We start from the raw sequence: 25,947 nt of genomic DNA on the forward strand, positions 1-25,947 counted from the left end.
GCTTTCCTCTCAAAGCGAACGGTCATTCTAGCGAGATAAGGTTTTGTGTCAAATACTTTTTTACATATAAAAAATTAACCGCATTTCGATAACCTAATTTGTCAAAAAGCACTATATTCGCTGAAAACATGGTGCCGGTGAGCGGATTTGAACCGCTAAGCACTAAGGCAACGGATTTTGAATCCGTCGTGTATACCAAATTTCACCACACCGGCAACTTTTTACTCGGATGCTATTATACCCAAAGAGTTTTCACATACAAGTAAGTAAAAGTCCTAAAATCTTCTTTTTAATATTCTTAATTTCTTGTAAAGTGAATGCGCGCTTTTTAATATTCAATATCAGCTATTTTTTCACAAAAATAATAAACACCTGATGACTCATTTAAGCTCTTTCTCTCATGCAAGTCTAACCCGTCGCCTTGGAGCTCTTTTTTATGATTTTCTCCTTATCATCTCTATTGAAATCATGGCAGCTGGCATTATAGTCGCAGTCATTTCCGCACTTAATACCATGGAACTATTAAGCTATGATAAATATCGTGATGCTGCAGGCTTGCTTAGCGAACACCCTTTATTAAGTCAACTTTTTACTTTTTATCTAGCAATAATTTGGATCTATTTTTTTGTTTTCTTTTGGACACAAGCAGGACAAACTTTAGGTATGCGTGCCTGGAAACTACATATACGCAATGCAAAAAATGGTAACCCTATTACAGTAACACAAGCTCTGATCCGCTTAAGTACTTCTCTCTTTGGTTTAGCGAACCTAACAATCCTTTTCAATTCTCAAAAACAACCCTGTCATGATATTTGGTCAAAAACTAAAATTGTTGTTTTAAACGATAACTCTGTCTAAATAACAGTACCCAAATGATTCCTAGGAGCGATTATATTAATCTATACCAACATCAGCAGTTTTAGTAAAAGTTTAACTCTAATCTTTGCCTTGCAATTACAGCTTTCGTTGTAAAAAAAATACTGCCGTAAACAAAAAAACAATACTAGGAGTAATTGCTCCTAAAACTGGCGGTATGCCGTAAACTAAACTCATCGGACCAAAAAATTCATTACAAATATAGAAAATAAACCCTGCAACTACACCATACAAAATTCTGGAACCCATAGCTGCACCACGTAACGGGCCAAAAATAAATGATACTGCCATTAACATCATTACTGCTACAGAAAAAGGCTCTATGCTTTTACGCCACAAAGCTAATTGATAGCGCGATGAATCTTGTTCTGATGCTTCTAGATAGATGATATAATCATATAAACCACTTAGAGATAATTCTTCAGGTTTTACTGTTACTACAGCTAATTTATCAGGTGAAAGAGATGTTTTCCAACGATAAGTCGGCAGTATTTTTTTTGAAATTTCAATGCTATTACGCAGATCAGTAATTTGAACATTTTTCATTTCCCATTCATTATTGGTAATAAAGTTTACCTCTTTTGAATGTATAACTAACTCAAGATTTTTCTCATTATCGAAACACCACATACTTAGATTATAAATTTTTTCGTTTTCCACTTTACCCATAAAAATAAAATCGTTGCTATCACGAGCCCAAACTCCGATCCGAAATGAAATCAAGTTACCACCAGAGATAGCAATAGATCTTAAATCACGCGCCATTTTTTGCGCTTGCGGTGCCCCCCATTCACCAAGCAAAGTTACAATAATCATTAATGGTACAGCAGTTTTAAGTACAGAAAAACCAATACTGAGCTTTGAAAAACCCACAACCTGCATCACTACTAGCTCGGAATTTTCTGCTAAAACACTAAGACCGATTAATCCTCCTACTAAGGCTGCCATTGGAAAAACAATTTCTAAATCACGAGGAATGCTGAGTGCTACGAAAAATAAAGCCTGTAATAAATCATAAGTACCATCACCTACTTTTCTTAATTGTTCTATATATTTGATAATACTAGACAAACTAACGAAAGTAATTAATACAAGCGAAATAGTCAACATTATTGTTCTAGCAATATATAAATCTAAAATTTTAAACACTAATTCGCTATCCTCTTGTATCTTATTTTATCTTTAAATTTTCTAACTGGTGTACTGTCTAAAATATTTATCCCTACGGCAGCAATGAAAAGTATTATATTAACTGGCCACATACCAATAAAACTAAAAATAGAACTATCTTCGATTGCTGATTTAATGGCACTAATCGACAAAAAATAAGCTAAATAAACTAGTATAGCTGGTCCGATTTTGCCAAAGCGTCCCTGCCTTGAATTTACTGTTGCTAAAGGTACAACTAATATTGTCAATAATGGAATAGATAACACTAATGATATACGCCACTGTAACTCAGCTCGAGCTTGAGCAACAGGGTTAGAAAGAAGCTCTAGTGTAGGAATAGCTTCCCAAGCTCTTCCTTTCCGTTTGGTACCACGCTGTCCTATTACCCCTTCGTATTCATCAAACTTAGTAATCCGATAATCAACACGAGTTGGTACACCTTCATAACGTCTGCCTTGATACATAGTGATCACCTGCCGACCATCGCTGGTAATTTTAATATCACCTGAGTTGGAAAAAAGTATACTTGGTAAAGTAGAGTTTTTAGGACGTATTTGCGCGATAAAAACATTTTTTAATTTTTTCTCTTGAATCTCATCAATAAAAATAACAGAGGAACCATCAGGTGTACGATGAAAACTACCTTTTTTTACTAAATCTACGTTATTTTCTGACGCTAGTTGTTCCATTAACTGTGCTTCCTTATCTGCACTCCAGGGTGCTAACCAAAATGAGTTAAACGCAGCGACACTAGCAGTAATGACTGCTAAATATAACGCAGCACGCATTAAAAATGCATTCCCAATACCTGTTGCATTCATGACAGTAATTTCACTTTCAGCATACAAACGACCAAAAGTTAATAAAATACCTATATACAAACTAAGGGGTAACATCAATAATCCCATCGCTGGTATGCTAAAGCTAATAATTGACAAAACCATTTTCGCAGGAATTTCTCCATCAGACACCGATGCCAAAGCTCTTATAAATTTTTGACTTAAAAACACCAAAAAAAATACGAAAAATATTGCAAACTGACTCTTGAGCGTCTCATAGATCAAATATCTAATAATAATCACACTAAAATTTCCTATACAAAACTTGTTTTTTTATTTGAATCAATATACTTTATTTAGGCTTTACATTTTAAAAATAACTCACTATGTTGTTGTTTGACTCATTTAAAGTTGGCTCTTACGCTAAGCTAAGAATGCAACAAATGAATGAATCTTGTCTAACACTTAGTTCTTTTCCTTAATCATAGTATCTTAGGAGTACGCATGGAGTTTAGTGTAAAAAGTGGCAGCCCAGAAAAACAACGTAGCGCGTGTATTGTTATTGGGGTATTTGAACCACGTCGCCTTTCTCCGGTAGCTGAACAATTAGATAAAATTAGTAATGGCTACCTTAGCTCGCTACTTCGCCGTGGTGATTTAGAAGGTAAATCAGGACAAATGTTACTTTTACATCAAGTACCAGGTGTGCTTTCAGAGCGTGTTTTACTTGTTGGTTGTGGTAAAGAACGTGAACTTGGAGATCGTCAATATAAAGAAATTGTTCAAAAAACCATTAGTACGTTGAATGAAACGGGCTCTATGGAAGCCGTATGTTTTCTTACTGAGTTACATGTTAAAAGTCGTAATACATATTGGAAAGTTCGTCAAGCAGTTGAAGCAACCATAGACGGCCTTTATACTTTTGAGCAATTCAAAAGCACTAAACCAGAAACTCGTCGTCCATTACGTAAACTAGTTTTCAATGTACCTACCCGTCGTGAATTAAACCAAGGTGAAAAAGCGGTTTTTCATGGTCTTGCTGTTGCATCCGGTGTTAAAGCATCAAAAGATATTGGAAATATGCCACCAAATATCGCTAATCCAGCTTACCTGGCACGCCAAGCGTCTAATTTAGCTAATAGTTATGAAACTATCACTACGACAGTTGTTGATGAAGAAGAAATGGAAAAATTGGGCATGTCTTCGTATCTTGCAGTAGGTCGCGGATCCAAGAATAAATCTGTAATGTCTGTCATAGAGTATAAAGGTAGCCTAGCTAACGATATCAAACCAATTGTCTTGGTAGGGAAGGGACTTACCTTCGATTCAGGGGGTATTTCCCTTAAACCAAGTAGTAACATGGACGAAATGAAGTACGACGTTTGCGGTGCAGCATCCGTTTTTGGCATAATGAAAGCGTTAGCCAAACTAGGCTTACCAATTAATGTTGTGGGTGTTCTCGCTGGTTGCGAAAACATGCCTGGCAGTAATGCCTACCGTCCAGGTGATATTTTGGATACTATGTCAGGCCAAACAGTCGAAGTATTAAATACAGATGCCGAAGGACGCTTAGTGCTTTGTGAGGTCTTAACCTATGTTGAACGTTTTAGGCCTGACTGCGTGATAGATATTGCAACTCTGACAGGTGCATGTGTTGTCGCACTTGGGCACCATATTAGTGGAATAATGTCAAATCACAATCCTCTTTCTCATGAACTGATCAATGCATCTGAACAAGCAAGCGATCGTGCATGGCGATTGCCTATGACAGATGAATACCATGAACAACTGAAGAGCCCATTTGCCGATATAGCAAATGTTGGTGGCCCTTCAGCTGGTGCAATCACAGCTGGCTGTTTTTTGTCTAAGTTTGCTAAAAAATACAATTGGGCACACATTGACATTGCAGGAACGGCTTGGAAATCATCAAAGTTAACAAAAGGTTCAACAGGTCGCCCAGTCTCAATGCTTGTCCAATTTTTATTGAATCGTAGCGAACAAGACGTAGAAGAGTAGATCTCGGTTTTAAAACAGTACTAGCAAGTCTATTTTGTTTCGTTGTATTCCATAATTGATATTGTCGCTGCTTCTTTTATAGTTATGAAGATCAAATTTTTTTGAAATATCTAACTGAAAGTTAGACAATTCAAACTTAGTTGTTTTAACAACCTCAAGATTTGAATTTAAGAATACTTGTTGGTTTATGCAACTATCGTCTAACATAACGAATTTGTTTGCTGTGTCTGCAATCTGAACAATCAAACGATAGTAATCTCATACCTACAATCCAAATTTAAACTCAACTAACCATTTTAAGAACACTATGGAAAAGACATATAAACCAGAAAAAATAGAGCAAATCATATATCAAATTTGGGAAGAAAAAGGCTACTTTAAAGCAAACTATAATACATTTAAAACAGCTTATAGTATTATGATTCCACCGCCAAATATTACAGGTAATTTACATATGGGTCATGCCTTTCAAACTACTATTATGGATACACTCATCCGCTTTGAACGTATGAAAGGAAAAAATGTCTTATGGCAAGTAGGAAGCGACCATGCTGGTATTGCTACTCAGATGATTGTTGAGCGCAACATTGAAAAAGAAGGCAAGACTAAACATTGTTTTGGTCGCGACGGTTTTATTGATAAAATTTGGGAATGGAAGAGAAAATCTGGCGGAAATATTACACAACAGCTACGCCGTCTTGGCGCTTCCGTAGACTGGGATCGTGAGCGTTTTACTATGGACGATGGTTTCTCTTCTGCTACTCAAGAGGCATTCATACGTCTTTATGAAGAAAACCTGCTTTATCGTAGCAAAAGCTTAGTTAATTGGGATCCCAAACTTTGCACCGCAATTTCTGATCTTGAAGTTGAAAACAAGAACATGAAAGGCTACATGTATTACCTTCGTTACCCATTGTTCAACGGCGCAAAAACGCTGGATAATAAAAACTACATTGTTGTCGCAACAACTCGACCAGAGACCATTCTTGGTGATACAGCCATTGCAATCAATCCAAAAGATTCCCGCTACAATTCTTTAATCGGAAAAAGAGTTCTGCTTCCGGTAGTCAATCGATTAATTCCGATAATCGGTGATACTCACGCTAATGCAGAAAAAGGTACGGGTTGCGTAAAAATTACACCAGCGCATGACTTTGATGATTATGAGGTTGGCAAACGCCATAACTTACCGATGATCAATATCCTAACTTACAATGCTACAATCTGCGATTCAGCTGAAATTTTTACAACTAACGGCGAGAAAAGTAACATATATAGTACGAAACTTCCTAAAAAATATCATGGTATGGATCGTTTCGTTGCACGAAAAAACATCATTGCTGAATTCAAAAATTTAGGCATGCTCGACAAAATTAAAGAACACTATCTAACTCTTCCTTATGGTGATCGCAGCGCTGTAATTATCGAACCAAGACTCACTGATCAATGGTACATTCGTACGAAATTACTTTCGGAACCTGCTATTAAAGCAGTAAAAAATAAAAAGATTCAATTCATTCCAAAACAATACGAAAACATGTACTTCTCCTGGATGCACAATGTTCAGGATTGGTGCATTTCTCGTCAACTTTGGTGGGGGCATCGTATCCCAGTATGGTATGATAAAGAAGGTAGAATCTATGTAGGTCGTAGCGAAAAAGAAGTACGTAGAAAAAACAACATAGCTCCAAGTATATCTTTAAATCAAGATAGTGATGTCCTTGATACCTGGTTCTCATCCGCTCTTTGGACATTCGCTACTCAGGGATGGCCAGACAACACCAAAGCTTTAAAAATCTTCCATCCCTCAAATGTTTTAGTATCTGGCTTCGATATCATTTTTTTCTGGGTTGCCCGTATGATTATGATGACTATGCATTTTATTAAAGATCAAGATAAAAAACCGCAAATACCATTCAAAAAAGTTTATATGACAGGTCTACTCCGCGATGAGAATGGTAATAAAATGTCCAAATCAAAAGGTAACATTATTGATCCAATCGATATAATCGATGGCATTGATCTAGAATCTCTCGTTAAAAAACGTTGTAATGACATGATGCAACCAAAATTAGCAAAAAAAATTGAAGAAAATACACGTACAAACTTCAAAAATGGTATTAAACCCTACGGCACTGATGCACTACGTTTTACTCTTGCAGCAATGGCTTCTACAGGGCGAGACATCAATTGGAATATAAAACGTCTTGAGGGCTACCGAAATTTTTGTAATAAGCTCTGGAATGCAAGCCGTTACGTTCTAATGAATACACAACATCAAGATTGCGGTTCTGAATCGACTATGCAGCTTGTATATTCATTAACTGATAAATGGATTCAATCTCAATTTGAACTGACTGTACAAAAAATTAATGCCTACTTAAATAACTACCGTTTAGACATGGCAGCAAAGGCTATCTATGAATTCATATGGAACCAATTCTGTGATTGGTATCTTGAACTGACTAAACCAATTCTACATAAAGGTACAGAAATACAACAACGTGCCACACGTAACACATTAATTACAGTACTAGAAAAAACACTTCGTCTTGCACATCCAATTATCCCGTATATCACTGAATCTATTTGGCAAAATGTCAAACCTCTATTAAAAGAAATTAAAGGCGACACTATTATGTTGCAATCTTTTCCTCAGTACAATCGAACTAACTTCAACCAGAGTGCTCTAAATAATATCGAGTGGGTAAAAATGTTCATTACTAGTGTTCGAAACCTGCGTTCAGAATATAATATCGCACCGGCTAAACCATTAAGTGTAATGTTGATATTAAATAAGCAATGTTCAATTGATTTTGAAACAAACCGTGAAATTTTAATATCACTTGCTAAACTAGATCACATAAAACTTGTAACCAAAATGGATCAGCTTCCTCCATGTGCAACAGTGCTTATTGATAAAGCCGAATTATTGATTCCTATGACAGGTCTTATCAATACACGCTTAGAACTTAATCGTTTAGAAAATGAAACAAGGAGGATTCAAAATGAAATAAAGCGTGTTCTAAATAAATTAAATAACGAAAATTTCGTTAGTAGAGCACCAAAAAAAATTGTAGAAAAAGAACAAAAAAAACTTGAAAGTTATAGGGAAAAACTAATGAAACTTGAAAAACAAAAAACAACTGTTAAAAGTATCGTAAAATAAGTCATCCAAAAGATGTATACGGATATTTCGATTTCTTATTGGATAATACGATAGCAACCTATCCTTAGGTAAGGTGATACTGTATGTAAAGTTACAATTTGACTGTTTTTGTATTTCAATCTCTAATCTATAAAAAACATTTCGTAGAAATTACAGATTGTTTATGTGGCTTTCATTCCCATTATGATAGCAATAGTTCTATTAGTATCCACTTTTTTGTCTCTTTATAAACGACAATTCAACAGGATAGTACAACTTGATTTCACGTTTCCTATTAACTATTTTAACCATTTTAACTATTCCTCAAATTCAAGCAAAGTTAATGTTAGGTGATGATAACGAACAAAAAATATTTTCCATGGAGGAATGCTTAATAAATGAATCAGAGCCAAAAAATATCAATGAATTACCCATTAACATCGAAGCAGATTCGTTAGAGTCTATAAATGGCGAGACGGTTACCTACAATGGTAATGTTGTGATAGTACAAGGTAAAAAACGTATTCAAGCAGATAGCGTCACACTGCACCAAAAAGACAATATCGTTATTGCAGAAGGCAACGTACACGTCAGTGATGGTGAACTCAAAACGGTCTCTAGTAAAGTAACTAATCATCTCAATACCAACTTTATGTTTATAGAAAACACCAAATACAGTTTTTTGTGTCAACCAGGACGTGGAGAAGCAGTTAATATCTCCAAAACAGAAAAAACTATTTACCAAATTGAAGATGGCTTTATTACTTCCTGCTCGCTAAATTCTAATGCTTGGCGTATAAGATCATCAAAAATTAATATTAATCCGAATAAGAAAGAAGTTACTTTCTATAACCCTCGCTTTGAAATTAGAAATCTGCCTATTTTTTACCTTCCACTTTTAACTATTCCAATCGGAGATACACGCAAAACAGGATTTTTATATCCAACGGTTTCTTATAGTTCAAGTAATGGATTTAAAACAGAGGTACCCATATACTGGAATCTTGCCCCAAACTACGACTTAAAAACCATATTCAAATATATGCAAGAACGTGATTTTCAAATCAACAGTAAATTTCGTTACTTATCTAGTTTTGGCTCAGGTAGTATAGATTCAGAATTTTTCCCCAATGATAAAAAATATCTGAATAAGAGAAAACGTTGGGGATTTCAATATAAGCACAATGGAATTTTTCAAGAAACTTGGAAGTTTAAAGTCGATTACTCAAAAGTAGGTGATATTACTTATTTCACTGACATAGATTCAAGTGTTGGCAACCGAAAAGATGGTCAACTAACTCAAGAAACTGAAGTAACATACCGTTCTGACAATTGGGATGTGTCCATTCTAGTACGTGATTTTCAAACACTTACGGAAAATAGTACACCATACCGTTTGATACCTCAATTTCAATTCCATTACTATACTCCTGCTCTAATGAAATACTTAGACTTTGATCTAATTAGTCACATATCACGCTTTGATACTGATGATGAAAAAAAACCCTCATCCATCCGTATACACATTGAACCAGGATTCACCATTCCAATTGCTAATACATGGGGTGTTTGGACGACTGAAGCTCGCTTGCTGGGAACATTTTATCAAGAAAAAAATAATTCGCTTGCAAACTCTAATTCTGAGGAAAATATCATACGAATAATCCCAGAATTGAGTACACACGCTAGTATTACATTTGAACGAGATAACAAAATTTTCAGTGGCTATACTCAAACATTAGAACCACAAGTTCAATATTTATACGTACCGAAAAAAGAACAATCAAATATAGTTAAATATGATACCGCTCTTCTTCAAACGGATTACTATAATTTTTTTAGCAAGAGAAAATTCAGCAGTGTTGATGAAATAGCTGGAGCTAATAAGTTTAGTTATAGCGCTTCTTCTCGATTTTTTGATGTCTTTCACAAAGAACGCCTTAATATTTCTTTTGGCCAAGTGTTTTATCTAGAACAAAATTCCGAAAAATCACACAACCCTAATCAAAATTCAGCAATTTCTAATTATTCTGCTTGGGCTATTGAAACGAATTTCAATTATGATGATTATTTTTTTTATCATGGTGGTATTCAATACGATGTTGATACTAATGAGGTACAATTAGGTAACAGTACTTTAGAATATCGCTTTAACAGTGGTTACTTGCAGACCAACTACCGCTATGTTAGCCAAAATTACATTGAAAAAAATCTTAGTTACTCTGAAAAACAACTTAGTGAAATCGCTAAATCTGGAATATCACAATTAGGTCTATTTGGACAGTACCAAATAAATTCTAAATGGCGAACCAATGTACAATACTTTTATGATCTTACAACTAGCCAAGAATTAGAATGGCTGGCTAGTCTAGGGTATCAATCAAACTGTTGGTATATTGGCTTGACGTACAGCAATCAGTTTCGCGGTTGGGAAGATAAAAATAACTGGCTTATCAATTATCCAAACCTTACCCCTATATACGAAAATAATTTTAGCATTAACTTTGGTATTACAGGTTTTGGTACAAATATAGGTTCTGATTCAGGAATCATAGGTATCGATAATGCAGATAACACATTAAAATATGCTCGACCATTCCTGTTAAATAACTAGTTTTTACACTTTATCAATTATTGAGACTTTAATAGGATGCTCAATGAAATTCTTGAAATGTACCCTCGTTAGCTTGGTTATGATAATTAATACCACACCAGCTATAGCACAACTTATAGAACTTGATCGCATTTTAGCTGTTGTTAATAAAGAAGTAGTACTACAAAGTGATGTCAATACAATACTTAAAATGTCAAACATTAATAGAATAAAAAATGTACAAACTCTTTCTGAAAAAAAATTGTTGAAGCAGAAAATGCTTGAAAAACTTATTGTTGATAGTATTCAAGAACAAGAAGCTAAACGTATTGGTATACATGTAAACGATAACCATTTAAATGATACAATTACTAAAATAGCCCAAGAAAACAAACAAAACATTGATGAATTTGTTGCTAATGTAGCTAAGGAAAAGCTTTCTTATAAAATTTTTCGAGAACAAGTGCGTAAAGCGATTGCAATAAATATAGTGCGTAATACGTTGGTTCGTCGTCGCATTCATATATCATCAATTGAAATAAATAATTTAGCCGATATTCTAATTCAAGAGGTTGAAGACTCTGTACAATACAAAATAAGCCATATTCAATTTTGTTTTAACAATAAACAAGATAAGGACGAAATTAAAAAACAAACAAAAAAATTGATTAAAGAGCTAAAGCAAGGTGCTCATTTTCGATCTGCAGCTTATAATTGTTCCAGCAGTTCTGGGATATTACAAAATAGTCAGAAATGGATGCGTAAAAAAAACATGCCAAGTATCTTTGCTAATCAAATTGAATTACATAATAAAGGTACTATTATCGGTCCGTTTAGCAGTAGTGTTGGATTGCATATTTTAAAAATTGAAGATATTAAAAGCCGAAGAACAGTTATGGCAACGGAAATAAATGCTCGTCATATCCTCATCAAACCAAGTATAATTTTGAGTGACAAAAACGTGCAACAAAAACTGAACATGTTTACTCGCATTATCCGTGAAGATAAAGCAACCTTCGCTCAGATTGCAGAACAGTACAGTCAAGATCTCAATTCTGCAGCACAAGGTGGTGAACTGGGTTACCGAATTTCTGATTCATACGTACCAGAATTTAAAAATCAAATTGAGCAGCTACCCATTGGTCAAATTAGCAAACCATTCAAAACTGCTAATGGATGGCATATTTTAGAGGTGTTAAATCGGCGCGAGGTCGATTATACGCATAATGCGCTAAAAGATAAAGCTTATCGAATCCTGTTCGATCGTAAATTCAATGAAAAAGCGAAAGCATGGATACATGAAATTCGTGCAGGTGCCTTTGTTAAAATCATAAAAGATGAATCACATGACAATTAAGCGAATTGCTGTCACCACAGGTGAACCTGCTGGCATCGGACCAGACCTAGTACTAGCCCAATCAACTCAAAAATTTCCGCATGAACTAATTGTCTTTTCAGACAAAGGACTATTAACTGAACGTGCTCAACTTCTAGGTATTGATGTTGAATTAATGGATTACAACTCCAAACTAAAACCTAAAACAAAAAAAGCAGGACAGTTAATTGTTGCTCATATTCCTCTCGAGCACACCGTCACCACAGGAAAGCTTAACAAAAGAAATAGTCCCTATGTATTAAATATACTAGAAAAAGCCATCTTAGGCTGCATAAATTGTGAATTTGATGCAATTGTTACATGTCCTATCCATAAGGGAGTAATTAACCAAGCTGGTATCGAATTTACCGGACATACCGAATTTTTTGCTAAAAAATCTAATACACCATTGGCCGTAATGATGCTGGTTACTAAAAATATAAAAGTAGCGTTAGTTACCACACATATACCATTAGCTTCTGTACCTAAAGCAATCACAAAAGATAGATTGGAGAAAACAATTCATATAATTCATAAAGAATTAGTAGAAAAATTTGCAATCAAAAAACCGTCGATTTATGTATGTGGTTTAAATCCACATGCAGGGGAAAATGGTTTTCTTGGAAAAGAAGAAATCGAAATTATTACACCCACATTAGAAAAAATTCGCAAACAAGATATAAATATAATAGGCCCGTTACCAGCTGATACTATTTTCAACAGCAAACACTTGCAAAATGCAGACATTATACTAGGTATGTACCATGACCAAGTACTACCTGCCTTAAAATACAAAAGTTTTAGCCGGTTAGTAAATATTACTCTTGGTCTACCTTTTATAAGAACTTCAGTAGATCACGGTACCGCGCTTGAACTTGCAGGAAAAAAGATAGCAAATATAGAAAGTTTTAAAGCAGCACTAATTCATGCAATTGAATTAGTAGATAAAAAAACAAATACATTTTTTTAAAAAAATCAAAATTTGAGAGAAATATGAGAAACAACGTCTACTTAGGACATAAAGCCATTAAGCACTTAGGGCAAAATTTTTTGCATGATCCCAATATTATTAATGCTATTGTATCCTCAATAGATCCTAAATCTAGTGAAAATCTAGTAGAAATTGGCCCTGGATTGGGCGCTATAACAGAAGCTCTCGTCCAAAAAATTGATAAATTTACTGTTATTGAATTGGATCATAATCTAACTAAACGTTTGCGTAACCACCCTATATTAAAAGATAAACTTACCATTTATGAAGAAAACGCAATGCAATTCAATTTTACAAAACTAATGAGGGTAAATAATAAACTACGTATTTTCGGTAACCTACCTTATAACATTTCTACTCCGCTTATATTCCATTTATTCAAATTTCATAAAAATATTCAAGATATGCACTTTACCTTACAAAAAGAGCTAGTAAACCGCCTAGCCGCACAACCAGGAAATAAAGCTTATAGCCGCCTAACCGTAATGACACAGTACTACTGTAAAATAGTCCCAGTATTAGAAATACCATCAACAGCATTCTTTCCTAAACCTAAAATAAACTCAGCATTTGTTCGCTTAATATTACATGACAACCTACCATATCCTGCCACTAGTCTTAAATGGCTAAATCGTGTTTGCCGCTATGCTTTTAATCAAAGACGTAAAACGATTCGTAATTGCTATAAGGAATTGCTTGATATAAAAATACTGCAAAAATTAGGTATAAATCCAAACATAAGACCTGAAAATTTAACCCTGAAAGAATTCGTTGAAATAGCTAATTGGTTAGATATGGATCGCTAATCCAATTCAGAAATAAAAAACTGATTCTTATGCTAATATGCAGTAAGCTGAATTTTTTGAAGATAAAATCTACACTCTACACATTCTATAGTGTGTCGAATATTTTAATTAATTGAGATCTGCTCATGTCAAACTATATCGTAGGTGATGTTCAAGGTTGCTTTGATGAGCTAAGACTGCTGCTGAGTTGTGCTTCCTTCGATCCCAGCAAAGATACATTATGGTTAACAGGAGATCTTATCGCCCGAGGTCCAAAATCCCTAGAAACTCTTCGATTTATAAAAAATCTAGGAAATGCAGCCAGAGTTGTTTTAGGAAATCACGAACTACACTTATTAGCTGTATCTATTGGTGTAAAAAAGATTGAAAAGAAAGATAAAACTTCTAAAATTTTATTTTCTGAAGATAAACAAGAGCTACTTAATTGGCTTCGTTTTCAACCACTAATGGCCGAACATGAAGAATTCATTGTATGCCATGCCGGTATTTCACCACAATGGACTCTTTCCAAAGCAAGAGCGGCTGCCCGAGAAGTAGAACAACAACTTCAGAAACAAAAAAGTTGGCCTTGGCTTATTAAAAATATGTATACTCACACTACCCAAAAAGTATGGAGTAACACTCTATCAGGAATTAAACACTACTGCTATACCATTAATGCGTTTACTCGAATGCGGTTTTGCTATTCTAACGGAGAACTCGATATGAAGCATAAACATCCTCCGAGTGAAGTACGTAATAAACGACTTATACCTTGGTTTAAAATACCTTGGCGTCAACCATTAGATAAAACAATCCTATTTGGTCACTGGGCAGGACTAGACGGCTATCAAGACAGTAATGTTATTGCTTTAGATACAGGGTGTGTATGGGGAAAAACCTTAACTATGTTATGTTGGGAAAGCAAAACTTTTTTTGCTCAAAACGCTCTGAACAAACAGTCAAAATTAATCAATATCAAATCATAGTTGTGCCCTTGTTAGTTTTTAGATTTGGCGTTCTAACACTACAAAGCGCATGCTGTACATATTTTTAACATCAGCTTGATGGTATTTTTGATAAATCATGTGCCACCCGTATCCCAAATTAGGAAACTGAATGTCGCCGTTAATACTCGATTCTACATATGTCAAATATAAACGTCCTGCTTTAGGTAAACAAGCTTGATAAATAGAAGCACCACCGATAATCATAACCTCATTGAAATTGGCAACTGATGCTAATGCTCCTTCGATCGAAATAACCGTCAATACACCACTAATATTCAACATCCTATTACGACTAATTACGACGTTATTTCGACCAGCCAATGGACGTCCAATCGAATCAAAAGTTTTACGTCCCATAATTACTGGCTTACCCATAGTACAGTGCCTAAACCAAGCGAAATCAGCTGGCAAATGCCATGGAACTTGATTATCTTTACCAATAGTTCGATTTTCTGACATCGCTGCAATCATACTAATAAGCATCAAAAAAATCCTATATAAACCTTCCGATTTCTATCCTTAAAAAGTTAGAAACAATATACACTAATTAATAATTGCAACCTTTCCACATGCCTTCGACTTCATTTTGTTTTTCAGAAGGTGATCGCTCTATGAAATTAATTAGTCTACAACAAAGTTCCTTGGTGCCTAACTTATTAATTGCGGAAATTTTATAGTAGTCCTCTTTCCAAGCTAATAGTCCTAATATCTCTTGGATCTTTGTATTTACTTCATGTTCAGGCAATAAATCAATCTTGTTAAAAATCAACCAACGTGGCTTATTTGCTAATTTATGACTGTATTTCTCAAGTTCATCAACAACTGTTAACACACTCTGAAGAGAATAATTTTGCTCAACAAATGTGATATCAATCATATGTAACAATACTCTGCAACGTTCAAGATGCTTCAAAAAACGAATACCCAACCCAACACCGCTTGCTGCACCTTCAATAAGACCAGGAATATCAGCAACAACAAAGTTTTTATGAGAAACAACATTAACAACACCTAGATGAGGCATTAATGTCGTAAACGGATAATCAGCAATCTTTGGTTTAGCTGCAGATACTGCTTGAACGAAAGTGGATTTTCCAGAATTAGGCAAACCTAGCATACCGACATCAGCTAAAAGCATCAGATCCAAACGCAGTTGACGCACTTCACCTTTAGTACCTACAGTTTTTTGATACGGAGCACGATTAATTGAAGATTTGAATCGACTATTACCTAAACCATGCCAACCTCCCTTAGCAACCATAATTTTTTTTCCATTTTCAATAACTTCAGCAATAATTTCATTAGTACAAACGTCAATGACGCGCGTACCAATAGGAACAGGTAATACCCTGTCTTTACCACGTTTCCCAGTACAATTTCCACCACGACCATTTCCACCACGCTCTCCTGAATGAAAACGCTGGAAACGATAATCAACCAAGGTATTTAAATTTTCGTCACCAAGTATATAAACATCACCACCATCACCACCATCACCACCATCAGGACCACCTTTTGCTACAAATTTATCGCGCAAAAAGCTAACAATACCATCACCGCCATCACCGGCTTCAACTTTTATTACCACTTCATCAACAAATTTCATCTTTTGCTTTTATATTTTTCCAATTTGAATGACCGACCCGCAGATTTTTCATCAGATCTATAATGTCATGATAGGATCCATTTTAAAATAATGCTCTAACGTTTAATTGATATTGGATTCTAAAACACAAACTAAAAGCCCTACCTAATTGGCAGGGCTTAAACCTCGTTCTGAAAAGAGATTACTTTGATTCGATGCTAACAAATTTCTGGCTTTTAAAACCTTTTACTTCAAATTTAACCTTACCTTCACGGAGAGCAAAAAGCGTATGGTCCCTACCTACACCAACATCAGTGCCAGGATGAAACCTAGTACCACGTTGACGCACGATTATACTACCTGCTGATACAAACTCACCGCCGAAACGTTTAACACCAAGACGTTTACTTTCCGAATCTCGTCCATTTCGGGTAGAACCACCAGCCTTTTTATGCGCCATTACAACCCCTCCAAATTAAACATTAATCGAACAATCTTAACTTCTGTAAACCATTGACGGTGCCCTTGTTGCTTACGAAAATGCTTGCGACGACGAAACTTAATGATCTTGACTTTATCGCCGCGTCCATGGCGAATCACTTTGGCAACAACTCTACAGCCCTTAACCAAAGGGTCACCAACAACAACTTCTTTTTCATTGGCTACCAAAAAAACTTCATCAAACTCAACACTCGTTCCAATTTCCACGTCTAACTTTTCTAAACGTAGGCTTTGACCCTTGCTTACACGGTGTTGCTTAGCACCAAATTTGAAAACAGCGTACATACTCACCCCGTCTCGTGCAAACTGTCATAAAGACCTAGATACACGGCAGACTAATCAACTCTAATCATCGACAAAGGCCGAATTCTACAAAAAATGCACTTCCATTACAAGTAATATTTTAAAATAAATTGGTGAAAAAAGTAATGCTAAAAGAAAGTGCTATATACATATTTCTGTATAATATGTCAATAAACGTTTTTTAGTGTATTATTCACTATCCTCATGAAGATAATGACAACGTATCATAGAGGTAACTCTAGATGGATTTTAAGGCTATCCAAATACTCACTGCCGACGATATGGCAAAAGTGAATAAGACGATTCAAACGCAACTTAGTTCTGACGTAACTCTAATAAAAAAAATAGGATTGTACGTTCTCAATAGCGGTGGTAAACGTTTGCGACCCCTGTTGGTAATTCTCTCGACCAGAGCTCTCGGTTATCAAGGTGATGCTCATACTACATCAGCTGCTTTTATAGAATTTATTCACACAGCTACGTTACTACATGATGACGTAATTGATAAATCGGATACGCGTCGTGGTAAAGCAACAGTAAATACTGCGTTCGGAAACGCAGCTAGTGTTCTTGTTGGTGACTTCATTTATACCCGCTCATTTCAAATGATGACTAAACTAGGATCATTACGAATTCTAGAGTTAATGAGTAATGTTGTTAACATTATTGCAGAAGGTGAAATCCAACAACTAATGCACTGTAACGATCCAAATACAACTGAAGAAAACTACATGAAGGTAATTTACTCAAAAACAGCACGCTTATTTGAAGCAGCTATGCAAATTGGCGCGATTTTAAACAACTCTCCTGCAGAAATAGAAATTGCGTTACGGAACTATGGTAAGCACTTAGGTATTGCTTTCCAATTAACAGATGATGTCATTGACTGTGTAGATGATCTATCAGAAGGCAAGCCAACGTTACCGCTATTGCATACTATACGCAACAGCCCACCAGAAAAAGCCTCTTTGATTCGCGAAGTAATCGTCGAAAAAACAAATGGTCCAGATAAACTTAAAGAGATTTTAACAACTATAAAACAAACCGGATCTTTAAAATATGCGAAAAAAAAAGCACTCATTGAAGTGGATAAAGCCATAGCCTCCTTATCGGTTTTACCAGAATCAGAACATAAACAAGCTCTAGTTATGCTGGCCTATGCTGCCGTGAACCAAAGCAGCAGATAATCTCAATCTAAACTATAGTCAGTTGAAGAAAAACCACTATTGATGATTATTGACGAAATTAATACCAATACTAATGTCATCATTCAGCGCTCGTAGCATGCTATCCAACGCAATTGCCTCATAGCTGCTCAGATTACCATAGCCTAAAGTAGTCTCGATTCCCTCTTTACCTAATTTTACTGGTTGAGCAAAGAACGGAGCATATTCACTGTATCCTTCTACATAGGCACACTCAATCACATTACTTTCACCTTGAATTGCTTTAACAAGTGCTAAGCAAAAACGACATGCTGCCTGTCCCATTGAAAGAGTCGCACTACCACCACACACCTTTGCCTCTACAACTTCAGTACCAGCATTTTGAATACGTCTAGTCAGTGCTTCTATTTCCTCATCCGTCAATTTTACATGCTGAATTTGAGAGAGTAAAGGAAGGATAGTGACAGCAGAATGGCCTCCAATAACAGTTATATTGATACTATTTGGATCTTTATTTTTTAATCTAGAAACAAAAACTTCAGAACGTATTACATCTAGCGTTGTAATACCAAATAAACGTTTTTTATCATAAGCACAAAACTTCTTTAACATACCTGCCATCACTGGTACGATCGAATTTATAGGATTAGTAATCACTCCTATACAGGCTTCTGGACAAGCTCCTGCAATTTTTTCAGCCAAGTACTTTATAATATCTGCATTAATATTAAAAAGGTCAGCACGATCCATACCTACTTTACGAGCGGCACCTGCTGCAATTAGAACTATATCAGCGCCTTCAAGAGCTACTGTAATATCCTTACCTGTATAACCTGTGACTGCAACCCAAGTCGGAATATGACTCAAATCAATTGCTAGACCAGGGGTTATAGGAGCAATATCATATAAAGCCAGACAACTCCCTTCCGGCAAATAATTCTTAAGAAGAAGTGCCAAAGCTTGACCAATGCCACCAGCAGCACCAATAAGAACAATTTTCACTGTAATCCTCCCTTAGTCAAATTATTTTTTGTTGCATAGCATTTTCATCAAATTTGAGAATTAAAATCATTACTGATAAAGTATCCTACAAAAAATAAAAAAGCTAAAAGTGATTATAGAAGAATAAAAGAATGTTTAGTATAGTATGCTTTGCAAAAAATAAAAAAATAATTGAATCTTTCATCCACCAATGGAGGGTGTAATCTCATTACGTTGAGCAGATTTATGATATTTAGGATACTTGTTGTATCTAAATTAAAAATCCAAGCATCTTTTTAAGTGTCATTTAAATTCAGAACAAAAGCTTGTAATTTAAAGATTAAGCACTAAAATAGAACGCACTTAATGGATGTGAAAACACTCAAGTATTACCGTACATTCACCGGTTATGGGCTGGTAAAATCAGCCATAGGCCGAGATACCTGGAGCTTTATATGGCTAAGCACCTATTCACTTCCGAATCTGTTTCCGAGGGTCATCCAGATAAAATTGCAGACCAAATTTCCGATGCTGTCCTTGACGCTATCTTAGAACAAGATCTTACAGCACGAGTAGCATGCGAAACCTATGTAAAAACAGGAATGGTTATGGTTGGTGGAGAAATTACTACTTCCGCCTGGGTTGATATCGAAGAAATTACTCGAAAAACCTTACGAAAAATTGGCTATATACATTCGGATATGGGTTTTGATGCTGATTCCTGCGCAGTCCTAAATACTATTGGCAAACAATCTCCAGATATCAACCGAGGTGTTGACAAAGCTGATCCAAAAGAACAAGGTGCTGGAGACCAAGGTATCATGTTTGGCTATGCAACTAATGAAACTGAAACTTTCATGCCGGCTCCAATTACTTACTCACACCGCCTCGTTAAAAAACAAGCAGCGGTACGTAAAAGTGGAAAACTTAATTTTTTACGTCCCGATGCAAAATCTCAATTAACATTTCAATATAATCAAGGCAAAATTGTTGGGATTGATACGGTTATCCTTTCAACTCAACATTGTGATTCAGTTTCCACTCCTGATCTACGCGAAGCGGTAATGGAAGAAATAATTAAGCCCGTGCTTCCTCCTGAGTGGATCAATAAAAACACCAATTTTTTTATTAATCCAACAGGACGTTTTGTTATAGGTGGCCCAATGGGAGATTGCGGTTTAACAGGACGCAAAATAATTGTGGATACCTATGGAGGCGCAGCTCGCCACGGTGGTGGCGCCTTCTCAGGGAAAGATCCTTCGAAAGTTGATCGTTCAGCAGCATATGCGGCTCGTTACGTTGCAAAAAACATCGTTGCAGCTGGAATGGCTGATCGCTGCGAAATACAATTTTCTTACGCTATTGGTATGGCAAATCCAACATCTATTATGATTGAAACGTTTGGCACTGAAAAAGTGCCGCAAGATATTATCCTTAAAGCAGTACGTCAATATTTCGATTTACGTCCATATGGCTTGCAAGAAATGCTTAATCTTTTGCAACCAATCTATAAAAAAACTGCCTCATATGGTCATTTTGGTCGAGAAAAATTTCCTTGGGAAGCAACAGATAAAATTGGATTGCTACGGAGTTTTGCCGGTTTGGCGTAAATCAGAAATCTCGATCTAACACGAACTTTCGATTAATTAATTTCGGCTTCTTGTGGAAGAAACGTATTCTCTCATATTTTGATTTAAGGCTATTATCTAGGCGATATAACATCACGATCATTCTAAACTAGAAAGACGTCATAAACAAAACTTTGAGAAAAGTATAAAATATGGCGATAATTATCGACAACGACCGTGTAATTTCCATTTGTTATTTCTTCAAGTTTTATTTTAGATATATTGAATAATCGGAGAGAAATATGATTAAACTCGGCATTTTGATGGACTGTATTAAGCACATCGACACTAGAAAAAATTCCTGCTTTGCAATGATGTTGGAAGCACAACGTCGTGGTTATGAAATCCACTATATGGAGATAGATGATCTACACCTAGAGAAAAATATAGCAATAGCTGATACTAAAATAGTCAAATTAAAAGACAATGTAGTCGATTGGTATCAATTTAAGTCGGAGCAAACTATAGAGCTCTCTGAACTAGATGTAATTCTGATGCGTAAAGATCCTCCAGTGGATAAAGGATATATCTGCGCAACATATATTTTAGAACAAGCAGCAAAGCAAGGAACATTAATTATTAACAAGCCACAAAGCTTACGAGATTGTAACGAAAAACTATTCGCTACTTGGTTTCCAGAATTAATACCAAGTACAGTTGTTACTCGAAAAATAGAGAGAATAAAAGCATTCCAAAACAATCATGATAGTATTATTCTAAAACCTCTCGATGGTATGGGTGGTTCCTCTGTCTTCTGGATAAAAAAAAACGATCCCAATTTTTCAGTTATTGTGGAAACTTTAACTAATAACGGAAAACGCTATACGATAGTGCAAGAGTTTGTACCTGATATCACTAATGGCGATAAAAGGGTTCTAGTGATCGATGGTGAACCATTCCCTTACTGCTTAGCACGCATTCCCGCCATAGGTGAGACGCGTGGTAACCTAACCTCAAGAGCTAGTGGTGAAGTACGCCTTCTAAATAAAAGTGACATTAGAATTGTTCAAGCCGTTTCACCAACCTTGAAAAAAAAGGGACTAATATTTGTAGGCTTAGACATTATTGGTGACAAGCTCACAGAAATCAATGTAACCAGTCCAACCTGCGTTCGTGAAATTGAAAGAACACTTAATGTTTCGATTACAGGTAAACTTATGGATGTAATTGAACGTCGCTTAAAGAATTATTTAAAATAAGCAAGTTTTGTTTATTTACTTTACTACCCGGAATTTCTATGAACCTAACAAATCATTTTTTAGTTGCAATGCCTGGCATTAAAGATTACTACTTCAAAAATAGTGTGGTCTATATTTGTGAACATAGCGCAAATGGAGCAATAGGATTAATAATTAATGCACCAATCAACATCACCATCGCTGGGATACTCGAACAAACTAATACACAGGCCCATTTCAATATGAATAATTTAAATAAACCAGTTTTAAACGGTGGACCAATATCAGAAAATCGTGGATTTATCATTCACCAACCTAAAGATGATTATGAATCAAGTATTCAAATGACAGACAAAATTTCCGTAACAACTTCAAAGGACATTCTCTCTGTTCTAGGGACTGAAGCTGAACCAAACAATTACGTCATTGCTCTGGGTTACTCAGGATGGAGATCTGGTCAACTTGAAAACGAACTAGTAAAAAATTCGTGGCTTACAATAGAGGCTGATCCTGATGTTATTTTCAATACACCGATTCGAGAACGTTGGCGTAAAGCTATTCAAATTCTTGGAATTGACGCCAAACAGTTATCAACACAAACAGGTCGTGCCTAACAGATAGAGTGATTTAAATCTAATCGAATAAACATGGCTATATCTAGAACAATTATGGCTTTTGACTTTGGCACTAAAAACATAGGCAGTGCTATCGGACAAGAGATTACGCAAACTGCTTCTCCGTTGAGGGCATTGAAAGCTGACGACGGTGTTCCCAATTGGTATGATATAAAAAAACAAATTACGGAATGGAAACCTGACCTACTGATTGTTGGTTTACCTACCGACTTAAATGGTAAAAATCTTCGTAACATTACTCAAAAAGCAAAGAAGTTTGCTAAACATATCCAAAGTCGCTATTGTTTAAGCGTAGAGCTTCATGATGAGAGATTTTCAACTTCCGAAGCGCGATCGTCACTATTTGATATAGGTGGTTACAAAGCCTTAAGTAAAGATAGTATAGATTGCCGATCTGCAGTAATCATTCTAGAAAGCTGGTTAAAAAGTCAAAAAAAGATGAAAAATATGCCGATATTCTAGCATCTCTAAATTCCGTTGAAGCGATGAATGAAGAATTACTCTAAAAATTCATTGCGCTAAGTTCTTTGTATGAAATTGTGTCCATTAATTTTTCTTGCATATAAATATGAATAATATCCAGAAAAACATTAAACGTATCATCTCACAGATTGAAAGCGCACAAAAAAAGTATGGAAGAGCCCGAAATTCAGTGCAACTTCTGGCTGTCAGCAAAACCAAACCAATAGAGGCTATTTTAGATGCAGTGCAGGGTGGGCAGAAATTTTTTGGTGAAAACTATGTACAAGAAAGTATAAATAAAATTCAGTTTTTTCGAAAAAATTATGCAAATTTATCACTAAAATGGCATTTTATTGGTCCAATACAGTCAAACAAAACCCGTCATGTTTCTGAAAATTTTGATTGGGTACATACAATAAATCGTGCCAAAATAGCCCAACGACTTAATGACCAACGTCCTGTAGGAATGGAGCCAATTCAGGTGTTAATCCAAGTCAACACTTGCAGCGAAAAAAACAAATTTGGCGTTTTTGAAAACGAGATATTTGCTTTAGTAGATTTGATTACATCGTTACCAAACCTAACATTAAGAGGGCTGATGTCAATTCCAGCTAACACATCCGATCACCAATCTCAGTTCATTGCTTTTTCTAAATTAACTAAGCTCAAAAATAAACTTACAAAAAAATATCCACAATTAGAATTAGATACCCTATCAATGGGAATGAGCGGTGATATGGATGCTGCAATTCGAGCTGGTAGCACTATGCTACGTATTGGCACTAGTATTTTTGGAACAAGAAACGATAAATAAGATCACATTGAGCAAATGCTAACTATCAGCATTTCTTTCCGCAACCTAGGATAAAATTCATGGAATACAAGAAGATTACTTTTATTGGCGCCGGCAATATGGCATGCGCTATCATAGCTGGATTAGTTACTAGCGGTTATCCGACAAACTTGATTACAGCCAGCGATCCTAAGCCAGATAAGTGTGACTTTCTCACTAATCAGTATAATATCGATACAAAAAAAAATAATTTTCTTGCAGCTGAACAAGCAGACGTAATTGTCCTTGCAGTAAAACCACAATTGATGCAATTGGTGGGAAATGATCTTCGTTCTGTCGATTGGAATCATAAATTAATAATTTCTATCGTAGCAGGCATCAATAATGCGCGTCTAAATGAAATACTTAGTGATTCCATTAATCTTATTCGTGCAATGCCAAATATGCCAGTACTAATAAAGCAAGGCATGACTGGTTTATACGCTAATAGTAATGTCAATCAATCAGATAAAGTATTCGTTTCAGAACTAATGGGTACAGTAGGAAAAATTTGCTGGGTTGAACAAGAATCAGACATCAATAATATCATTGCTATAGCAAGCAGTGCACCGGCATATTTTTTCCTGTTTATGGAAGCCATGCAAATAGAAGCCATTGCTCAAGGTTTCGATAAAAATACTGCTCGACTGCTAGTTCAACAATCTGCGTTAGGAGCAATAAAAATGGGGTTTGCCAATCCAAATATTGAATTATCAACACTCTGTGAACAAATTACATCAAAAGGCGGAACGACTGCAGAAGCATTAAAAATTTTTAATAAACACCAACTTTCAGATATCGTAGCCAAAGCAATGCAAGCTGTAGTTGCTCGGGCTGAAGAAATAGGAAAATTATTTTAACTTTTTGTTCGTTTCTTGTAATGAACGATGGCAAAGGAGTATTTATGAATTCAATAAAATTTCTCATTTCTACAATATTTGATTTTTATATCATGATAGTAATCTTACGCATTTGGCTACAGGCTTCTCACGCTGACTTCTATAACCCGTTCTCTCAATTTATCGTAAAAGCTACAGAGCCTATCCTTGGTACGCTACGCCAAATCATTCCATCAGTAGGGAATATTGATCTAGCAACTATATTATTCGCTTATACTCTATGTGTATTTAAACTTATTGCGCTTATCCTAATTACTTCTAATGGTTTCGCAAATTTAAGTACTGAATTTCTGTTTCTTGGTTTAGTGTCTCTTCTGAAAATAGCTGGTGGGTTACTATTTTGGGTGCTACTTATCTGTGCAATTTTAAGTTGGGTAAGTCAGGGCTACAGTCCTGTAGAATATGTGTTCCATCAATTAACAGAACCAATGCTTACACCAATTCGCCGTATTATTCCTACGATAGGAGGTTTTGATTTAAGCGTACTAATTTTATTCCTTGTACTACAGTTCGCAAACTTTCTTATGGGTGATCTTATCGGTCCAGTCTGGTATCAATTATAATATTCCAATAGATTGCGATTTATAATAGTAAATATAATGAAACGATGGATTATAGGATCCTTACTTGCAACTTTCGCTGTTGAACCTACTTTGGCTGATCAGTTTAAAAGCATCAAAGATATTGAAGTACATTATTCCGCATTCAACTCAACCTTTTTAACCGATCAAGTAGCACAACGTTACGGTATTCGACGCAATAGTCACTCAGCTATTATAAATATTGTCCTATTAGACAATGCAAGAACAAGAAAACCGGCAACAACTGCGAAAATCTCTGGTATTAGTAAAAATTTAATTGGTCATGTTTATAAACTTGCTTTCAAAGAAATCAAAGAAGGCAACTCAATTTATTATCTTGCTGAGTTCCCCATTACTAATGAAGAAAATATTTTTTTTGATTTAGATATCAATGCTGGAAACAAAGGTATAGGTAAATTACAATTCAGACAGATATTTTATATTGAAAGATAA

General features: G+C 35.5%; 23 protein-coding genes, 1 tRNA gene and 1 pseudogene. 17 read left to right on the plus strand and 8 right to left on the minus strand.

From position 1 onward, the window contains the following. Nucleotides 1-129: 129 nt before the first annotated feature. Nucleotides 130-215: transfer RNA gene (locus CF67_RS04725), tRNA-Leu, on the minus strand. 160 nt (nt 216-375) lie between these two features. Here CF67_RS04725 and CF67_RS04730 point away from each other — a divergent pair. Then, a complete protein-coding gene (locus CF67_RS04730; protein WP_034415090.1) occupies nt 376-858 on the plus strand; it encodes an RDD family protein in 483 nt (160 codons plus the stop codon). Nucleotides 859-954: 96 nt separating this feature from the next. On the opposite strand, the gene lptG is transcribed toward CF67_RS04730, so the two are convergent. Both lptG and lptF read right to left on the minus strand, forming a co-directional pair. Then, nucleotides 955-2,025, minus strand: coding sequence for an LPS export ABC transporter permease LptG (gene lptG, locus CF67_RS04735; protein WP_034415092.1), 1,071 nt, complete (start codon nt 2,023-2,025; stop codon nt 955-957). After that, complete coding sequence (gene lptF / locus CF67_RS04740; protein WP_034415094.1) at nt 2,025-3,128, minus strand: LPS export ABC transporter permease LptF; 1,104 nt, start codon at nt 3,126-3,128, stop codon at nt 2,025-2,027. Before lptF ends, lptG begins: the two co-directional genes overlap by 1 nt. A 201-nt stretch (nt 3,129-3,329) precedes the next feature. On the opposite strand from lptF, the gene pepA reads away from it, so the two are divergent. The 7 genes from pepA to CF67_RS04775 all read left to right on the plus strand — a co-directional run bounded on the left by pepA (nt 3,330) and on the right by CF67_RS04775 (nt 14,722). Further along, nucleotides 3,330-4,841 (plus strand): leucyl aminopeptidase, encoded by a 1,512-nt coding sequence (gene pepA / locus CF67_RS04745; RefSeq protein ID WP_034415096.1) that lies wholly within the window; start codon nt 3,330-3,332, stop codon nt 4,839-4,841. Between the two features lie 307 nt (nt 4,842-5,148). Then, nucleotides 5,149-8,010, plus strand: coding sequence for a valine--tRNA ligase (locus CF67_RS04750; protein ID WP_034415100.1), 2,862 nt, complete (start codon nt 5,149-5,151; stop codon nt 8,008-8,010). Between the two features lie 259 nt (nt 8,011-8,269). Continuing rightward, nucleotides 8,270-10,603 (plus strand): LPS assembly protein LptD, encoded by a 2,334-nt coding sequence (gene lptD / locus CF67_RS04755; RefSeq protein ID WP_034415275.1) that lies wholly within the window; start codon nt 8,270-8,272, stop codon nt 10,601-10,603. A gap of 43 nt (nt 10,604-10,646) precedes the next feature. Then, complete coding sequence (locus CF67_RS04760; RefSeq protein WP_034415102.1) at nt 10,647-11,939, plus strand: peptidylprolyl isomerase; 1,293 nt, start codon at nt 10,647-10,649, stop codon at nt 11,937-11,939. After that, entirely contained in the window at nt 11,929-12,927 is a 999-nt protein-coding gene (gene pdxA, locus CF67_RS04765; RefSeq protein WP_034415110.1) for a 4-hydroxythreonine-4-phosphate dehydrogenase PdxA, read from the plus strand. The genes CF67_RS04760 and pdxA overlap by 11 nt, the downstream gene beginning before the upstream one ends. Before the next feature lie 23 nt (nt 12,928-12,950). Further along, the gene (gene rsmA / locus CF67_RS04770; RefSeq protein ID WP_034415113.1) at nt 12,951-13,754 is read left to right on the plus strand and encodes a 16S rRNA (adenine(1518)-N(6)/adenine(1519)-N(6))-dimethyltransferase RsmA; all 804 of its coding nucleotides are present in this window, start codon (nt 12,951-12,953) and stop codon (nt 13,752-13,754) included. A 125-nt stretch (nt 13,755-13,879) separates the two neighbouring features. Then, nucleotides 13,880-14,722, plus strand: a complete 843-nt coding sequence (locus CF67_RS04775; protein ID WP_034415114.1) for a symmetrical bis(5'-nucleosyl)-tetraphosphatase — start codon at nt 13,880-13,882, stop codon at nt 14,720-14,722. A gap of 18 nt (nt 14,723-14,740) precedes the next feature. Here the strand turns inward: CF67_RS04775 and folA are convergent, their stop codons facing one another. The 4 genes and pseudogenes from folA to rplU form a co-directional block, all read right to left on the minus strand. Beyond that, complete coding sequence (gene folA / locus CF67_RS04780; RefSeq protein ID WP_034415117.1) at nt 14,741-15,226, minus strand: type 3 dihydrofolate reductase; 486 nt, start codon at nt 15,224-15,226, stop codon at nt 14,741-14,743. Between the two features lie 82 nt (nt 15,227-15,308). Then, nucleotides 15,309-16,349, minus strand: a pseudogene (cgtA, locus tag CF67_RS04785) (Obg family GTPase CgtA); the annotation flags it as partial. A gap of 181 nt (nt 16,350-16,530) precedes the next feature. Continuing rightward, nucleotides 16,531-16,788, minus strand: coding sequence for a 50S ribosomal protein L27 (gene rpmA / locus CF67_RS04790; RefSeq protein ID WP_034415120.1), 258 nt, complete (start codon nt 16,786-16,788; stop codon nt 16,531-16,533). After that, complete coding sequence (rplU, locus tag CF67_RS04795; RefSeq protein ID WP_034415124.1) at nt 16,788-17,114, minus strand: 50S ribosomal protein L21; 327 nt, start codon at nt 17,112-17,114, stop codon at nt 16,788-16,790. The genes rpmA and rplU overlap by 1 nt, the downstream gene beginning before the upstream one ends. Nucleotides 17,115-17,374: 260 nt before the next feature. Between rplU and ispB the strand changes: the two genes are divergently transcribed. Next, nucleotides 17,375-18,319: an octaprenyl diphosphate synthase gene (ispB, locus tag CF67_RS04800; RefSeq protein ID WP_034415125.1), complete on the plus strand. Its 945-nt coding sequence runs from the start codon at nt 17,375-17,377 to the stop codon at nt 18,317-18,319. A 36-nt stretch (nt 18,320-18,355) separates the two neighbouring features. On the opposite strand, the gene mdh is transcribed toward ispB, so the two are convergent. After that, entirely contained in the window at nt 18,356-19,300 is a 945-nt protein-coding gene (gene mdh / locus CF67_RS04805; RefSeq protein WP_034415127.1) for a malate dehydrogenase, read from the minus strand. Nucleotides 19,301-19,734: 434 nt separating this feature from the next. Between mdh and metK the strand changes: the two genes are divergently transcribed. From metK to CF67_RS04845, 8 genes are all read left to right on the plus strand, one after another. Next, a complete protein-coding gene (gene metK, locus CF67_RS04810; RefSeq protein WP_034415129.1) occupies nt 19,735-20,889 on the plus strand; it encodes a methionine adenosyltransferase in 1,155 nt (384 codons plus the stop codon). A 260-nt stretch (nt 20,890-21,149) separates the two neighbouring features. After that, nucleotides 21,150-22,106 (plus strand): glutathione synthase, encoded by a 957-nt coding sequence (gene gshB / locus CF67_RS04815; protein ID WP_034415131.1) that lies wholly within the window; start codon nt 21,150-21,152, stop codon nt 22,104-22,106. A gap of 38 nt (nt 22,107-22,144) precedes the next feature. Continuing rightward, nucleotides 22,145-22,699 (plus strand): YqgE/AlgH family protein, encoded by a 555-nt coding sequence (locus tag CF67_RS04820; RefSeq protein ID WP_034415133.1) that lies wholly within the window; start codon nt 22,145-22,147, stop codon nt 22,697-22,699. A 39-nt stretch (nt 22,700-22,738) separates the two neighbouring features. Further along, complete coding sequence (gene ruvX / locus CF67_RS04825) at nt 22,739-23,182, plus strand: Holliday junction resolvase RuvX (RefSeq protein WP_034415277.1); 444 nt, start codon at nt 22,739-22,741, stop codon at nt 23,180-23,182. 106 nt (nt 23,183-23,288) lie between these two features. After that, on the plus strand, nt 23,289-23,996 hold the full coding sequence (locus CF67_RS04830) for a YggS family pyridoxal phosphate-dependent enzyme (protein WP_034415135.1): 708 nt from the start codon (nt 23,289-23,291) through the stop codon (nt 23,994-23,996). A gap of 59 nt (nt 23,997-24,055) precedes the next feature. Further along, nucleotides 24,056-24,874, plus strand: coding sequence for a pyrroline-5-carboxylate reductase (gene proC, locus CF67_RS04835; protein WP_034415137.1), 819 nt, complete (start codon nt 24,056-24,058; stop codon nt 24,872-24,874). Nucleotides 24,875-24,918: 44 nt separating this feature from the next. Next, nucleotides 24,919-25,476 (plus strand): YggT family protein, encoded by a 558-nt coding sequence (locus tag CF67_RS04840; protein ID WP_034415141.1) that lies wholly within the window; start codon nt 24,919-24,921, stop codon nt 25,474-25,476. A gap of 36 nt (nt 25,477-25,512) precedes the next feature. Continuing rightward, entirely contained in the window at nt 25,513-25,947 is a 435-nt protein-coding gene (locus tag CF67_RS04845) for a DUF4426 domain-containing protein (RefSeq protein WP_034415144.1), read from the plus strand.

The organism is Candidatus Photodesmus blepharonis (assembly GCF_000731795.2).
GTDB classification, from domain to species: Bacteria; Pseudomonadota; Gammaproteobacteria; order Enterobacterales; family Vibrionaceae; genus Vibrio; species Vibrio blepharonis.

Bases quoted from the DNA above. Each gene is read 5' to 3' on its own strand.
- CF67_RS04845 (WP_034415144.1), top strand. From the start codon at position 25,513: ATGAAACGATGGATTATAGGATCCTTACTTGCAACTTTCGCTGTTGAA.
- rplU (WP_034415124.1), bottom strand. From the start codon at position 17,114: ATGTACGCTGTTTTCAAATTTGGTGCTAAGCAACACCGTGTAAGCAAG.
- CF67_RS04820 (WP_034415133.1), top strand. From the start codon at position 22,145: ATGAACCTAACAAATCATTTTTTAGTTGCAATGCCTGGCATTAAAGAT.
- folA (WP_034415117.1), bottom strand. From the start codon at position 15,226: ATGCTTATTAGTATGATTGCAGCGATGTCAGAAAATCGAACTATTGGT.
- proC (WP_034415137.1), top strand. From the start codon at position 24,056: ATGGAATACAAGAAGATTACTTTTATTGGCGCCGGCAATATGGCATGC.
- CF67_RS04840 (WP_034415141.1), top strand. From the start codon at position 24,919: ATGAATTCAATAAAATTTCTCATTTCTACAATATTTGATTTTTATATC.
- pdxA (WP_034415110.1), top strand. From the start codon at position 11,929: ATGACAATTAAGCGAATTGCTGTCACCACAGGTGAACCTGCTGGCATC.
- CF67_RS04730 (WP_034415090.1), top strand. From the start codon at position 376: ATGACTCATTTAAGCTCTTTCTCTCATGCAAGTCTAACCCGTCGCCTT.
- CF67_RS04830 (WP_034415135.1), top strand. From the start codon at position 23,289: ATGAATAATATCCAGAAAAACATTAAACGTATCATCTCACAGATTGAA.
- gshB (WP_034415131.1), top strand. From the start codon at position 21,150: ATGATTAAACTCGGCATTTTGATGGACTGTATTAAGCACATCGACACT.
- pepA (WP_034415096.1), top strand. From the start codon at position 3,330: ATGGAGTTTAGTGTAAAAAGTGGCAGCCCAGAAAAACAACGTAGCGCG.
- CF67_RS04760 (WP_034415102.1), top strand. From the start codon at position 10,647: ATGAAATTCTTGAAATGTACCCTCGTTAGCTTGGTTATGATAATTAAT.
- CF67_RS04750 (WP_034415100.1), top strand. From the start codon at position 5,149: ATGGAAAAGACATATAAACCAGAAAAAATAGAGCAAATCATATATCAA.
- CF67_RS04775 (WP_034415114.1), top strand. From the start codon at position 13,880: ATGTCAAACTATATCGTAGGTGATGTTCAAGGTTGCTTTGATGAGCTA.
- ispB (WP_034415125.1), top strand. From the start codon at position 17,375: ATGGATTTTAAGGCTATCCAAATACTCACTGCCGACGATATGGCAAAA.
- rpmA (WP_034415120.1), bottom strand. From the start codon at position 16,788: ATGGCGCATAAAAAGGCTGGTGGTTCTACCCGAAATGGACGAGATTCG.
- rsmA (WP_034415113.1), top strand. From the start codon at position 12,951: ATGAGAAACAACGTCTACTTAGGACATAAAGCCATTAAGCACTTAGGG.
- metK (WP_034415129.1), top strand. From the start codon at position 19,735: ATGGCTAAGCACCTATTCACTTCCGAATCTGTTTCCGAGGGTCATCCA.